The organism is Streptomyces sp. NPDC002032 (assembly GCF_042890765.1).
GTDB lineage: Bacteria > Actinomycetota > Actinomycetes > Streptomycetales > Streptomycetaceae > Streptomyces.
Genome location: NZ_JBIASM010000002.1, coordinates 307,965 through 321,262, shown reverse-complemented (window position 1 = coordinate 321,262; position 13,298 = coordinate 307,965). Strand labels below are relative to the sequence as shown.

The 13,298-nt window shown below is 74.8% G+C and carries 11 protein-coding genes; 6 read left to right on the top strand and 5 right to left on the bottom strand.

The window, feature by feature from the left end; genetic code table 11:
* Position 1: 1 nt before the first annotated feature.
* The 6 genes from narH (at position 2) to ACFYYT_RS05620 (ending at position 7,236) form a co-directional block, all read left to right on the top strand.
* Positions 2-1,531 carry a nitrate reductase subunit beta gene (gene narH, locus ACFYYT_RS05645; RefSeq protein WP_351829476.1) on the top strand — a complete coding sequence of 510 codons (1,530 nt, stop codon included), beginning with the start codon at positions 2-4 and terminating at the stop codon, positions 1,529-1,531.
* The gene (gene narJ / locus ACFYYT_RS05640; RefSeq protein WP_351829473.1) at positions 1,528-2,187 is read left to right on the top strand and encodes a nitrate reductase molybdenum cofactor assembly chaperone; all 660 of its coding nucleotides are present in this window, start codon (positions 1,528-1,530) and stop codon (positions 2,185-2,187) included. The genes narH and narJ overlap by 4 nt, the downstream gene beginning before the upstream one ends.
* The gene (gene narI / locus ACFYYT_RS05635; protein WP_351829470.1) at positions 2,187-2,912 is read left to right on the top strand and encodes a respiratory nitrate reductase subunit gamma; all 726 of its coding nucleotides are present in this window, start codon (positions 2,187-2,189) and stop codon (positions 2,910-2,912) included. The genes narJ and narI overlap by 1 nt, the downstream gene beginning before the upstream one ends.
* Positions 2,909-4,105: a TIGR04053 family radical SAM/SPASM domain-containing protein gene (locus ACFYYT_RS05630; RefSeq protein ID WP_351829467.1), complete on the top strand. Its 1,197-nt coding sequence runs from the start codon at positions 2,909-2,911 to the stop codon at positions 4,103-4,105. Before narI ends, ACFYYT_RS05630 begins: the two co-directional genes overlap by 4 nt.
* A 54-nt stretch (positions 4,106-4,159) precedes the next feature.
* Positions 4,160-5,539, top strand: a complete 1,380-nt coding sequence (gene hemG / locus ACFYYT_RS05625; protein WP_388606998.1) for a protoporphyrinogen oxidase — start codon at positions 4,160-4,162, stop codon at positions 5,537-5,539.
* An 86-nt stretch (positions 5,540-5,625) separates the two neighbouring features.
* Positions 5,626-7,236, top strand: a complete 1,611-nt coding sequence (locus tag ACFYYT_RS05620; protein WP_351829464.1) for an alpha/beta hydrolase — start codon at positions 5,626-5,628, stop codon at positions 7,234-7,236.
* A gap of 78 nt (positions 7,237-7,314) precedes the next feature.
* Here the strand turns inward: ACFYYT_RS05620 and moeZ are convergent, their stop codons facing one another.
* The 5 genes from moeZ to ACFYYT_RS05595 all read right to left on the bottom strand — a co-directional run bounded on the left by moeZ (position 7,315) and on the right by ACFYYT_RS05595 (position 13,112).
* Positions 7,315-8,493, bottom strand: coding sequence for an adenylyltransferase/sulfurtransferase MoeZ (gene moeZ, locus ACFYYT_RS05615; RefSeq protein WP_351829461.1), 1,179 nt, complete (start codon positions 8,491-8,493; stop codon positions 7,315-7,317).
* Between the two features lie 63 nt (positions 8,494-8,556).
* A complete protein-coding gene (locus ACFYYT_RS05610; protein ID WP_351829458.1) occupies positions 8,557-9,312 on the bottom strand; it encodes a spherulation-specific family 4 protein in 756 nt (251 codons plus the stop codon).
* Positions 9,300-10,343 (bottom strand): NAD-dependent epimerase/dehydratase family protein, encoded by a 1,044-nt coding sequence (locus ACFYYT_RS05605; RefSeq protein WP_351829456.1) that lies wholly within the window; start codon positions 10,341-10,343, stop codon positions 9,300-9,302. The genes ACFYYT_RS05610 and ACFYYT_RS05605 overlap by 13 nt, the downstream gene beginning before the upstream one ends.
* Before the next feature lie 94 nt (positions 10,344-10,437).
* Complete coding sequence (locus ACFYYT_RS05600; protein WP_351829453.1) at positions 10,438-11,520, bottom strand: hypothetical protein; 1,083 nt, start codon at positions 11,518-11,520, stop codon at positions 10,438-10,440.
* Positions 11,517-13,112 carry a DUF3492 domain-containing protein gene (locus tag ACFYYT_RS05595; RefSeq protein WP_351829450.1) on the bottom strand — a complete coding sequence of 532 codons (1,596 nt, stop codon included), beginning with the start codon at positions 13,110-13,112 and terminating at the stop codon, positions 11,517-11,519. The genes ACFYYT_RS05600 and ACFYYT_RS05595 overlap by 4 nt, the downstream gene beginning before the upstream one ends.
* Between the last annotated feature and the right edge of the window lie 186 nt (positions 13,113-13,298).

The window sequence follows — 13,298 nt, the reverse complement described above, 5'->3', positions numbered from 1 at the left end:
GATGCGCGTCATGGCACAAGTGGCGATGGTCATGAACCTCGACAAGTGCATCGGCTGCCACACCTGTTCGGTCACCTGCAAGCAGGCGTGGACCAACCGGCAGGGCACCGAGTACGTCTGGTTCAACAACGTCGAGACCCTCCCCGGCCAGGGCTACCCGCGCCGCTGGGAGGACCAGGAGAAGTGGAAGGGCGGCTGGGAGCGCACCCGCTCGGGCCGTCTGCGGCTGCGGGCCGGCGGCCGGCTGAAGAAGCTCGGCGGCATCTTCGCCAACCCCCACCTCCCGGAGCTCGGCGACTACTACCAGCCCTGGACCTACGAGTACAAGAACCTCACCGAGGCTCCGGCGGGCGACGACCTGCCCACCGCCCGGCCGGTCTCCCAGCTCACCGGCGAGCCCCTCGACACCATCGAGTGGGGGCCGAACTGGGACGACAACCTCGGCGGCGCACCCGCCCACGCGCCCCGGGACCCGGTCGTGGAGAAGATCCGCGACCGCGTCGGCGAGCGGATCCGCTTCGAGTTCGAGCAGAGCTTCATGTTCTACCTGCCGCGGATCTGCGAGCACTGCCTGAACCCGGCGTGCGTCTCCTCCTGTCCCTCCGGCGCCATGTACAAGCGCGAGGAGGACGGCATCGTCCTCGTCGACCAGGACCGGTGCCGGGGCTGGCGCATGTGCGTGACCGGCTGCCCCTACAAGAAGGTGTACTTCAACCACCGCACCGGCAAGGCCGAGAAGTGCACCTTCTGCTTCCCGCGCGTCGAGGCCGGCATGGCGACCGTGTGCTCCGAGACCTGCGTCGGCCGCATGCGCTACCTCGGCGTGATGCTCTACGACGCCGACCGGGTCGCCGCCGCCGCGGCCGTGGAGGACGAGCACGACCTCTACCCGGCGCAGGTGGACTGCTTCCTCGACCCGCGCGACCCGGCCGTGATCGCCGCCGCCGAGCGCTCCGGGATCACCCACGACTGGCTGGAGGCGGCCCGCCGCTCCCCCGTCTACGACCTGATCGCCACCTACCAGGTCGCCCTCCCCCTGCACCCGGAGCACCGGACCGCGCCGATGGTCTGGTACGTGCCCCCGCTCTCCCCCGTGGTCGAGGCCGTCGCCGCCACCGGCAGCGACGGCGAGGACGCGGGCAACCTGTTCGGAGCCATCGACGCCCTGCGCATCCCCGTCGAGTACCTCGCCGAGATCCTCACCGCGGGCGACACGGTCCCCGTCGAGGCGGTACTGCGCCGGATGGCCGCGATGCGCGCCTACATGCGCGGGATCAACCTGGGCGGGGAGCGGGACGAGTCGATCGCCCGGGCGGTGGGCCTGAGCGGCGCCGAGATGGAGGACATGTTCCGCCTGCTCGCGGTCGCCAAGCAGGAGGACCGCTTCGTGGTGCCGAGCGCCGCCCGCCCCGAGGCCGACGCCCTCGCCGGGTCCCACCCGCTCGACGAGGCGTCCTGCCCGGTCGGGGACCACGGCGCGCCGCAGTCCCGCGTACTGCTGAACCTCGGTCCCACCCGGAGGAGTTCATGACCCCGAACGCGCTGGTGCGGCTGGTCGCGGGCACCGTCCTGCAGTACCCCGGCGAGCACTTCCACGACGAACTGCCCCGGCTGCGCGCGGCCCTCGCCGGGGCGGGCGCCGAACCGGAGCGGCTGATCGGCGCGTTCCTCGACCGCGCCGCGGCGATGACCCCGATCGAGCAGTGCGCCGAGTACACCGCCACCTTCGACACCCGCAACCGGCGCTGCCTCTACCTGACCTGGTGGACCGACGGCGACACCCGCCGGCGCGGCCTGTCCCTCGTCCGGCTGAAGCGGATCTACCGGGACTTCGGCCTGGAGTTCGCGGGCGAGGAACTGCCCGACTTCCTGCCCGCGGCCCTGGAGTTCGCCGCACTGCGCGAGGAGGCCGGCACCGAGCTGCTCCAGGAGCACCGGGCCGGGCTGGAGCTGCTGCGCCTGGCGCTGGCCGAGTCCGCGTCCCCGTACACGGGGGTGCTGGAGGCCGTCTGCGCGACGCTGCCCGGCCCCTCCCCCGAGACCAGGGCCCAGGCGAAGGCCCTCGCGCGCGGCGGCCCGCCCCAGGAGCTGGTCGGCGCGGGCACCGCCCTCGAACCCTTCGGCCCGGGCATCGACGCCCCCGCCGACCTCCCGTGGCCCACCGCACCCGAAAGGCAGAGCGCCTGATGGACCTCCTCCTGTGGGGCGTGCTCCCGTACGTCTCGCTCGCCCTGCTGGTCGCGGGGACCCTCTGGCGGGCGCGTTTCGACGCCTTCGGCTGGACCAGCCGCTCCTCGCAGCTGCACGAGTCGCGGCTGCTGCGGATCGGCTCGCCGCTCTTCCACTTCGGGATGCTGTTCGTGGTCCTGGGCCATGTGGTGGGGCTGCTGATCCCGAGGGGCTGGACGGACGCGGTGGGGCTGAGCGACCACGCCTACCACCTGCTCGCGGTCTCCACCGGCGCGGTCGCGGGCCTCGCCGCGGCCGCCGGGATCGCCGTCCTCGTGCACCGGCGCCTGACCGTCCCGGCCGTGCGCCGGGCCACGCTCAAGAGCGACCACCTGATGTACGCCTTCCTGCTCGGCGCGATGGCGCTCGGACTGGCCGCCACCGTCCTCAACTCGACGGGACAGACCCGTGGTTACAACTACCGCGAGGGCGTCTCGGTGTGGTTCCGCAGCCTGTTCGCCCTCAGTCCCGACTACCAGCTGATGGCGGCCGCCCCGCTCGTCTTCAGACTGCACGTCCTGTTCGGCTTCACGCTCTTCGCGCTGATCCCGTACTCGCGGCTGGTGCACGTGTTCTCCGCGCCGCTGGCGTACCTGGTCCGCCCGTTCGTGGTCTACCGCAGGCGGGATCCCGCGCAGCTCGCCGCGCGCCCGCCGAAGCGCGGCTGGGAGCGGGTCTCGTGAGCCGCCCCGCCCCGGGCGTGGTGCGCCGCCCCCGGCACGCCGTCGCCGAGCGCCCGTTCATCGTCATCTGGGAGGCCACCCGGGCCTGCCCGCTGGCCTGCCTGCACTGCCGCGCCGAGGCGCGGACCGAGCGGGACCCGCGCGAGCTCGGCGGGGCCGGCGCCCGCCGGGTGATGGACCAGGTCGCCGCCTTCGGCAGGCCGGCCCCGCTGTTCGTGATCACCGGCGGCGACCCGTTCCAGCGGGCCGACCTCACGGACCTCGTCGCGTACGGGACCTCGCTGGGCCTGCGCGTCGCCGTCTCCCCCTCCGGTACGCCCACCCTGACGCGGGAGAACCTGAGCGCGGTGCGCGACGCGGGCGCGGTGGCCCTCTCCCTCTCCCTGGACGGCTCCACCGCCGCCCGCCACGACGCCTTCCGTGGCGTTCCCGGGGTCTACGACCGGACCCTGGAGGGCTGGCGCGCCGCCCGCGAGCTGGGCCTGAAGGTGCAGATCAACACCACGGTCACGCGGGACAGCCTGGAGGACCTGGCCGACATCGCGGCGCTGGTGCGGCGCGAGGGCGCGATGCTGTGGTCGGGCTTCGTCCTGGTCCCCGCCGGCCGCGGCGAACGGCTGGACTCCCTGACCGCCGGGGAGACCGAGGACGTCCTGCACTTCCTCTACGACTGCGGGGCGGTGCTGGCCACCAAGACGACCGAGGGCCACCACTTCCGCCGGGTCGCCCTCCAGCGCAGCATCCTCGACGCGCGCGGGGAACGGCCGCGGCTCGGCGCACTGTACGGGCGCCTCGGCGAGCGGGCCGCCCGGCTGGGCCTCTTCGAGGGGCGCCGGCGGCCGGTGCGGCGGCCGCCGATGGACGTGTCCTCGGGGCGCGGCTTCGTCTTCGTCTCGCACACCGGGGAGGTGCACCCGAGCGGCTTCCTGCCGCTGTCGGCGGGCAACGTCACCCACCATCCGCTCACCGCGATCTACCGGGGATCGGCCCTGTTCACCACCCTGCGCGATCCGTCACTGCTGCGCGGCAAGTGCGGGGCCTGCGAGTTCAAGACGGTGTGCGGGGGCTCGCGCTCGCGGGCGTACGGATTCACCGGGGACGTGCTGGAGGCGGATCCGTACTGCGCGTACGAGCCGGGCAGCTTCCCGTACCAGGCGGAGCTGAGAGCCCTGACCGAAAGCACGATGCGCTGAGGCCCGCTCCTCCCCTACGTTCAGAGCGGGGGCATATCGTCACAGGAGATGACAATGCGATCAGTGATCGTCGTCGGCGGCGGAATCAGCGGTCTCGCGGCCGCCTGGCAGCTGCGCGGCCACGCGGACGTCACCGTGCTGGAGAGCCACACGAAGGTCGGCGGCAAGCTGCGCACCGGCACCATCGCCGGAATCTCCGTGGACGAGGGCGCCGAATCCCTGATGTCCCTGCGCCCGGAGGCCGTCGAACTGGCCGCCGCCGTCGGACTCGGCAACGCCCTGTGCGATCCGGCCGCGTCCCCCACCACCGTCTGGACCCACGGCGCGCTGCGCCCGCTGCCCCCCGGTCACGTCATGGGCGTCCCGACCGACCCCGCGGCGCTGGCCGGCACCGGCCTGCTCTCGGCGGAGGGCATCGCACGGATCGCCGCCGAGGAGGGCCTGCCCGCCGAGCCGCTCACCGAGGACCTCTCCGTCGGCGCCTACCTCGGCGCCCGCTTCGGCCGGGAGGCCGTGGACCGGCTGGTCGAGCCGCTGCTCGGCGGGGTCTACGCGGGCCGCGCGGACCGGCTCTCGCTGCGCGCGGCCATGCCCCGGATCGCGGCGCTCGCCGAACAGGGCGGCCCGCTGCTGCCCGCGCTGCGCCGGATGAAGGCGGCGGGCGCGCCCCGCTCGGGCGCGGTGGCCGTCCAGGGCGTCGCCGGCGGCACCGGCCGGTTCCCGCAGGCGGTGGCGCGGGCCTGCGGGGCCCGGATCCTGACCGGGACCACGGCCCGCTCCCTCCAGCGGCTCCCCGGCGACCGGTGGCGGGTGCTGGCCATGACGGCGGACGGACCGCTGACGATGGAGGCCGACGCGGTGGTCCTGGCCCTGCCGGCCTTCGCCGCGGCCGAGCTGCTGCGCCCGCACGCGCCGCTGGCGGAGGCCGAGCTGGCGGCGATCCCGCACGCCTCCACCGCGGTCATCACCATGGCCTTCTCCCGCCCCCAGGCGCACTTCCTCCCCGAGGGCAACGGCTTCCTCGTCCCGCCCGTGGACGGCCACCTGCTCAAGGCGGCGTCCTTCCTGTCCAACAAGTGGGCCTGGCTGCACGACGCGGCGCCCGCCACCTTCGTCCTGCGGGCGTCCATCGGGCGGATCGGCGAGGACGAACTGCTGTCCCGCCCCGACCGGCACCTGATCCGGGCCGCCATCGCCGAACTGCACCGGGCGGTCGGCCCGATGGGCGAGCCCCTCGCCGCCCGAGTGACCCGCTGGGACCGGGGCCTGCCGCAGTACGGGGTCGGCCACCGCGAACGCGTGGCCCGCATCCGCGAGGCGGCCTCGAAGCTCCCGGGCCTGGCCCTGTGCGGAGCCGCGTACGAGGGCGTGGGCGTGGCCGCCTGCGTGGCCACCGGCCGCGCCGCCGCCCGCCGGGTCGCCGTCCCCGCCTGACCGGGCCCCGGCCGCGCGGGGACGTCGGGTCCCCCGAACGGGTCAGCGCGGGGGCGCGCGGGCGGCCCGCGGCAGAGGATGGGGCCATGCCCAGAATCGTCCTGCGGACAGCCGCTGCCGCCACCCTCGCCGCCGCGCTGCTCACCACCAGCGCCTGTTCCGACGGCGGCGGGACCGAGAAGAAACCGCGGGCCGGCGGCACCAAGGACGCCAAGCCCCTGAAGTGGGGGGAGTGCTCCGCCCCCACGGCCGCCGAGGGCGGCGGGCAGACGCCCGGCAAGGACTGGCAGTGCGCCACCCTCGACGTGCCCCTCGACTACGCGGACCCCGGGGGCGAGACCGTCCCCATCGCCCTGATCCGCGCCAAGGCCCGCGACCAGAAGAACCGTCTCGGCTCGCTCGTCTTCAACTTCGGCGGCCCCGGCGGCTCCGGCATCACCACCCTGCCCGGCGCCGCCCAGGAGTACGCCGCCCTGCGCGACCGGTACGACCTGGTGAGCTTCGACCCGCGCGGGGTCGGCCGCAGCGCCCCGGTGCGCTGCGAGGACGACAGGCAGCTGGACGCGTACTACGCGCAGGACAACACGCCCGCCACCCCGCAGCAGGAGAAGGCCTTCGTCGACGGGATCAAGAAGTACGGTCAGGCCTGCCAGGCGAACTCCGGCAAGATCCTGCCCCACGTGGGCACCGAGAACGCCGCCCGCGACCTGGACCGCATCCGCCAGGCCCTGGGCGACGAGAAGCTCAACTACTTCGGGATCTCCTACGGCACGGAGCTCGGCGGGGTCTACGCCCACCTCTTCCCGAAGAACGTCGGCCGGGCCGTCTTCGACGCCGTCGTGGACCCGACCGCGACCTCCGAGCAGGGCTCGCTCGGCCAGGCCAAGGGCTTCCAGCTGGCCCTCGGCAACTTCGCCCAGGACTGCGTCAACCGGGGCGACGAGTGCCGGCTCCAGGGCAGCACGCCCAAGGAGATCGAGGCGAACGTCATCGCGCTCCAGAAGCGGCTGGCGGCCAAGCCCATCGCCGGCATCGGCGACCGCATGCTCACCGAGTCCGCCGCCGCCAACGGCATCGCGCAGGCCCTGTACTCCAAGGAGCTGTGGCCGCTGCTGGAGCAGGGGCTGGACGAGGCCGAGGGCGGTCAGGGCCAGCTGCTGATGGCCCTGTCGGACGCCCTCAACGGCCGTGACCAGCAGGGCCGGTACAGCAACATCGGCGCGGCGAACACCGCCATCAACTGCGCCGACACCAAGGAGCGTTACACCCTCGCGCAGACCAAGGCCAAGCTGCCGGAGTTCCGCGCGGCCTCGCCCGTCTTCGGGGACTTCCTCGGCTGGTCCATGCTGAGCTGCACGGACTGGCCGGTCCCGGGCGCCTGGCACACCCCGGACGTCTCCGCCCCCGGTTCCGCCCCGATCGTGGTGATCGGCAACACCGGTGACCCGGCGACCCCGTACGAGGGGGCGCGCAAGATGGTGGAGCGACTGGGCAAGGGCGTGGGCGTGGAGCTCACGTACAAGGGCGAGGGCCATGGCGCGTACAACAGCGGCGACAAGTGCGTGCAGCAGGCGGTGAACTCGTACCTGCTGGACGGGAAGGTGCCGCCCGCCGGCACCGTCTGCACCCCGGCCCCGGCCCCGACCCCCACCTCCACCTCCACCTCCACCTCCACCTCCAGCCCCGCGGCCGCCTAGCCGTACGCGGAAGGGGCCGTACCCGGTGTGGGTACGGCCCCTTGCGGACGGGCTGGTGCGGGGTGCGCCGCGGGGCGGTTAGTAGACCGGCTTCTCGGGCTCGATCTGGTGGACCCAGCCGATGACGCCGCCGCCGACGTGGACCGCGTCCGAGAAGCCCGCGGACTTCAGGACCGCGAGGACTTCCGCACTGCGGACACCCGTCTTGCAGTGCAAGACGATGCGCTTGTCCTGCGGCAGGTCCTGGAGGGCGGTGCCCATCAGGAACTCGCCCTTGGGGATCAGCTTCGCGCCGGGGATCGAGACGATCTCGTACTCGTTCTTCTCGCGGACGTCGATGATCTCGATGGGCTCGTCGGCGTCGATCCACTCCTTGAGCTGCTTGGGAGTGATCGTGGAGCCGAGGGCCGCCTCCTGGGCCTCCTCCGACACGACGCCGCAGAAGGCCTCGTAGTCGATGAGCTCGGTGACCGTCGCGTTCGGGCCGCAGACCGCGCAGTCGGGGTCCTTGCGGACCTTGACCTGGCGGTACTGCATCTCCAGGGCGTCGTAGATCATCAGGCGGCCGACCAGCGGCTCGCCCACGCCCGTGAGGACCTTGATGGCCTCGGTGACCTGGATGGACCCGATGGACGCGCAGAGCACGCCCAGCACGCCGCCCTCGGCGCAGCTCGGGACCATGCCCGGCGGCGGGGGCTCCGGGTAGAGGCAGCGGTAGCACGGGCCGTGCTCGGACCAGAAGACCGAGGCCTGGCCGTCGAAGCGGTAGATCGAGCCCCATACGTACGGCTTGTTCAGCAGCACGCAGGCGTCGTTCACCAGGTACCGGGTGGCGAAGTTGTCCGTGCCGTCCACGATGAGGTCGTACTGGCTGAAGATCTCCATCACGTTCTCGGCTTCGAGCCGCTCTTCGTGAAGGACCACGTTGACGTACGGGTTGATGCCCAGCACGCTGTCACGGGCCGACTCGGCCTTGGAACGGCCGATGTCCGCCTGGCTGTGGATGATCTGGCGCTGCAGGTTCGACTCGTCGACCTCGTCGAACTCCACGATGCCCAGCGTGCCCACGCCGGCCGCGGCCAGGTACATGAGGGCGGGGGAGCCGAGGCCGCCCGCGCCCACGGCCAGCACCTTGGCGTTCTTCAGGCGCTTCTGGCCGTCCATCCCGACATCCGGGATGATCAGGTGGCGGGAGTACCGACGGACCTCGTCAACGGTGAGCTCAGCAGCTGGCTCTACCAGGGGTGGCAGCGACACGGGGACTCCGTAGATGGGTATGTCTGAACGGTGGTTCTCCCCGTAACACTGCCACGCCCTTCTTCATTCCGAGACACCCGGTCCGATACGCGAGACGATTTCGTCCCAGTACCCGGGCATCGAGGCCCACGGGTCCCGGTCCCCGGCGGCCCGCCGGTCCGTGAACCAGACCGTTCCGGCGCCCTGCCAGCGGGCGATCCGCATCGCCTCCTCCAGGTGGCCGCGCGGCACCCCGTGCACGAGGTGGCAGAACCGCTCGGGCGGGTGCTCGGCCGTCCACTCGGCCACCTGCGACCAGCGGTAGTCGGCCCAGGACCCGGAGAAGGTGACCAGCTGGTCGGCGGCCTCCGTATAGCCCTCGCACGGGTGCGTGCCGTGTCCCAGCACGATCCGCAGCTCCGTGCCGAGCCCGCGCAGGGCGTCGGTGACCCGGCGGACCGGGGCGAGGTCGTCCCGGTCCCCGGGGGCGCCGGCGAGGTAGAAGCCGCCGACGCCGTACCAGTCGCGGAAGCGGTGGGCGTCGGAGACCAGCTCCCCGAAGGACCGGGCCCCGTCCCGCATCGCGAGATGCCCGAGGACGACGCCGCCCGCCTGCCGGAGCCTGGCCGCGGCCTCGGTGCAGTGCGGGTCGGGCCGGCCGCCCGGCCCGTCGGCGACGTTGAGCACGGCCCAGTGCAGCGGGGTGCCGGGGCGCGTCAGCTCGGCCCACTCGACGGGGGCGAGCAGCGGGTGCGCGTAGCCGGGGATGCCGAGACCGAGGCGGCCCGCCCCCGTCCCGGCCGTCGCCGTGGCCCCCGGCGGGGTGGTCAGATGCGGCACGCCGCCTCCATCCAGATGTCGGCCAGGGACTCCTCCAGGTTGATCCGGGGCCGCCAGCCGAGCCGGTCCCGGGCGGTGCGCACGTCGGCCTGCTGCCAGGCGCCGCAGCCGTCGGGATAGGGGAACGGCTGGGGGGCCGCGGCGGCGATCTGCTCGGCGGTGGCCTCGGAGCGGGGCGAGCCGATGGCGGCCAGACCCTGCGGGCGGCCCGGGTGACCGTGGCCGCCCGCGCCGTGGCCGCCGTGCTGCGTTCCGCCGTGCTGGGCCGCGCCGTGCGGGACGTCCAGCTCGTGCAGGGCGCCGCCGTACCCGGCGACCCGGGCCAGGACGGACGCCGCGTCGCGCAGCCGGACCGCACGCCCGGTGCCGATGTTGACGACGCCCTGGGCGGCGGACAGCGAGGCGGCGTGCACGGCCCGCGCGACGTCCCGTACGTCGACGAAATCGCGCTGGACGCCGAGGCCGCTCAGCTTGAGCTCGCCGTCCCCGGACTGCATGGCGCGGCGCATGGCCTCGGCTAGCCGTCCCAGCGGGGAGCCCGCCGGGGTGCCGGGGCCGACGGGCGAGAACACCCGCAGGACGACGGCGTCCAGCCCGGACCCGAGCACCAGCTCGGTCGCGGCCAGCTTGCTGACCCCGTACGGCCCGCCGGGTCTCGGCACGGCGTCCTCGGCCGTGGACGAGCCGGGCTGGCTGGGCCCGTACTCGGCGGAGCAGCCGAGCTGGACGAGCCGGGCCCCACAGCCGCTGCGGCGCAGCGACTCGCAGATGGTGGCGACGGCGACGGTGTTGTGCCGGGTGAGTTCCCGGGCGCCGCCGCGGGTGGCGCCCGCGCAGTTGATGACGACGCCGGGGTGGACGGCGTCCAGGAACCGGGTGAGGGCGCCGGGGCTGCCGGTGGCGAGGTCGAAGCGGACGTCCGCGTCGTCGCCGCGGCCGAGCGCGGTGAGCTGGACGGCCGGGTCGGCGAGCAGCCGGTCGGCGACGTAGCGTCCGAGGTAGCCGTTGGCTCCGATCAGCAGGACTCTCATCGCGCGGCCCCTCGGTTGGTTGGCTGGCCGGTCATCCTGTTTCTCCTTGAGTGGGGTGGGCTGGGCAGAGGGGGTGGGCAGAGGGGCGGGGTGCTCAGGGCCGCGCGTGGGCGGAGGCCCGGGACAGCGCCAGGGCGGCGTGTACGAGGAGCCCCGCGGCCGCGGCGGCCACCGCGGCGGGGACGGGGACCAGGGCGAGCGCCAGGGCCAGGGCCACCGGTGCGCGGTGCGTGCCGTGCCGCAGCAGCAGCCGGACCAGGAACAGCAGCACCGCGAGCGGTACGGCGACGCCCGGGGCGGCTCCGGTCACCGCGGCCGCCCCCGTGGCGGCCGCGGTGAACAGCAGCAGGACCCCGGCGAGCAGCGGCCGCGCCCCGGCGGCGAAGTCCTCCAGGGCCCGGCTCCGGGTGAGCCGGCGCCGGGCCCGGGCCGCGTACAGCGCCGCCGCGAGGTGGGCGGGGGCCACGGCCAGCGCGAGGGCGGCCCCGAGCGCCGGCCCGTGCCGGTGGACGGCCCAGCCGACGGCGGCCGCCGCGAGCAGATGGGCGGCCCAGGGCAGCCGGCCGCCCGCGCTCCGGCCGGGCCACACCAGCGCGCCGACGGCGCCGAGCACCGCGAGGGGGCCGGCCCCCGGCATCCCGGTGGCGGCCGCGGCGCAGGCCAGGGCGCCGGGCAGCAGGGCGTACCCGAGGCGGCGCACCGCGCGGGGCCCGGCCGGCGGCGGCCGCCGCGCGGGGTCCGCCGGGGCCTCGCCGCGCGGGGTGCGGGCGTACAGCTCCTCGGCGAGGGAGAAGACGTCCCGGTGCCGGAAGCGCGTGGCGGTGCGGTCGCTGATGCCGTGCGCCTCCAGCCCGGCCGCGATCTCCAGCGGGTCGACGGCCCGTTCGCAGAGCTCCCGGTGCCGGTGCAGCAGCGCCTTGACGGGATCCCCGCCGCTCCTGCGCCGGACCGCCTGCGGTGCCGCCGCCGGGAGCGCCCCCCTGCCCCGGGCCCGCGGCCCGGCCTCCCCGCCGGTGTGCGGGGCGCGCGGATCCCGGTCGCCGCGCCCCGGCCGCTCCTCTCCCGCCGCGCCGCCGACCGCCGCGCCGCCGATCGACCCGCCGCCGATCGCCGCGCCGGTCACCGCCGCGCCGACGCTCGGCACGGGCGCCGCACCCGCGATGTCCGAGGTGGTCATACCCCCGCCTCCGCACCGGGCGCCGGGACGACGGGCGCCCACGTCGGCGTGGTCCAGTGGCCCGGCACCCGCGCCTCGGCCGGCCGCTCGAAGGGGACCTCCCCGTCGGGCCGGGCGGAGCCGCGCACCAGGAGGCGCAGGTAGCTGTCGCCGAAGGCCGCCACGTTCTGTTCTACGGTGAACAGCTCCAGCGCCCTGGCCCGGGCCGCCGCGCCGAGCCGCTGGGCCCGCTCGGGATCCCCCAGCAGGGCGAGGCAGGCGTCGGCCAGTGCGCGCGGGTTGCGCGGCGGGACGACGAGCCCGGTGCCGCCGATGACCTCGCAGACGGCCCCGACGTCCGTGGAGACGGTGGCGCGGCCGCAGAACATGGCTTCGGCGAGGGTGATGGGGAAGCCCTCGATCACCGAGGACAGCAGCACGATCCGGCCGGCCCCGTACGCGTCGGCGGCCGAGGGCGCCTCGGGGCCGCCGACCTCCTCGAAGCTGACGGGGTTCTCCCCCGCCGTGCGGGCGTCGGCGGCCTCGTCGGGGAAGAGCTGCGCGGCCAGCGAGCGGCAGTCGGCCAGGTAGCCGGGGGCGACGGCGGTCGCGAAGATCCGCAGCCGGGTCCCGGGCCGGGCCCGGCGGACCTCGGCGAAGGCGTGCAGCAGGCCGATCAGGTCCTTGGCGGGTTCTATCCGCCCGACCCACACCAGCGTGTCGGGGTCCCCGCAGTCCGGGTCCTCGCCGACGGCGGCGAATCGGTCCGCCTCCATCCCCGGGTACACGGTCCGCAGCCGTTCCCGGGGCGCCCCGCAGCGTTCCTGCCAGCGGCGGGCGTGCGCGTTGCCGGGGGTGAGCAGGTCGGCGCGGGCGTAGATCTCCCCGGCCAGCCGGACGTGGAAGGCCGCGAGGAGGGCCCGGACGGCGGGCCGGTCGTCCGCGCCGTGCTCCAGGTAGTGGGCGCGCAGCTGGACCCCGTACTCGGTGACCAGCAGCGGGACTCCGAAGAAGCGTTTGGCCAGGAGGCCGGGGAGGGCCGCGACCCCGCCGGCCGCCGCGTGGCAGACGTCGGCGGCGCCGAGCCCGGGCTCCTCGTACCAGTCGAGGGACAGCGGCCGCAGCATCCGCTCCAGCGCGTCCACGAACTCCAGCAGGTCCGGTACCCGGGCCGCCGCGACCGCGCGGCCCGCTCCCGGGGCCCGGCAGCCCGCCTCCACGGCCCGTACGGCCTTCTCGGAGCGCAGGGCCGCGTACATCCCGCCCTGTTCGCGGGCGAGTTCGGCCAGCCCGTAGAGCCCGGTGGCGAAGGGTTCGGCCGCGTCCGCGCAGATCCCCCGGACCAGCTCCGCGAGACTGTCGGTGAAGCGGCGCCGCTCGCGCCGGGAGTACGTGCGCCCGTCGTCGGCCGGCGCCCACAGCGGGGCGGTCCGGACCCGGGTGACGTGCGGCGGGAGCGGGACCCGGCCGCGCTCCTCCTGGCCGGCGCTGCGGCTCAGCGCGTAGAGCTCGAACTCGTGCTGCGGAAGGCCGCGCACGAGCCGGTCGCACCAGAGCCACGCCTCTCCCGCCGCATACGGATAACCGCCTTCCGTGAGCAGTGCGATCCGCACGAGTGACACCCCCGATCTCCGGTCCGGGCGGTCGCCGTCGGTCCGGCGGCCCGCCGCGGAAGAACTCAAGCGGATGTGCCGGTGGCGGGGGGGGGGGGGGGGCGGGGCCCCCCCCCGCCGGGGGGGGGGTGTTTAATATTAACGGGGCGTTACCTTTGGAGCCGCGGGCAAAAGTCACGCCCCCCC

Bases quoted from the DNA above. Each gene is read 5' to 3' on its own strand.
- narH (WP_351829476.1), top strand. From the start codon at position 2: ATGCGCGTCATGGCACAAGTGGCGATGGTCATGAACCTCGACAAGTGC.
- narJ (WP_351829473.1), top strand. From the start codon at position 1,528: ATGACCCCGAACGCGCTGGTGCGGCTGGTCGCGGGCACCGTCCTGCAG.
- narI (WP_351829470.1), top strand. From the start codon at position 2,187: ATGGACCTCCTCCTGTGGGGCGTGCTCCCGTACGTCTCGCTCGCCCTG.
- hemG (WP_388606998.1), top strand. From the start codon at position 4,160: ATGCGATCAGTGATCGTCGTCGGCGGCGGAATCAGCGGTCTCGCGGCC.
- ACFYYT_RS05620 (WP_351829464.1), top strand. From the start codon at position 5,626: ATGCCCAGAATCGTCCTGCGGACAGCCGCTGCCGCCACCCTCGCCGCC.
- ACFYYT_RS05605 (WP_351829456.1), bottom strand. From the start codon at position 10,343: ATGAGAGTCCTGCTGATCGGAGCCAACGGCTACCTCGGACGCTACGTC.
- ACFYYT_RS05600 (WP_351829453.1), bottom strand. From the start codon at position 11,520: ATGACCACCTCGGACATCGCGGGTGCGGCGCCCGTGCCGAGCGTCGGC.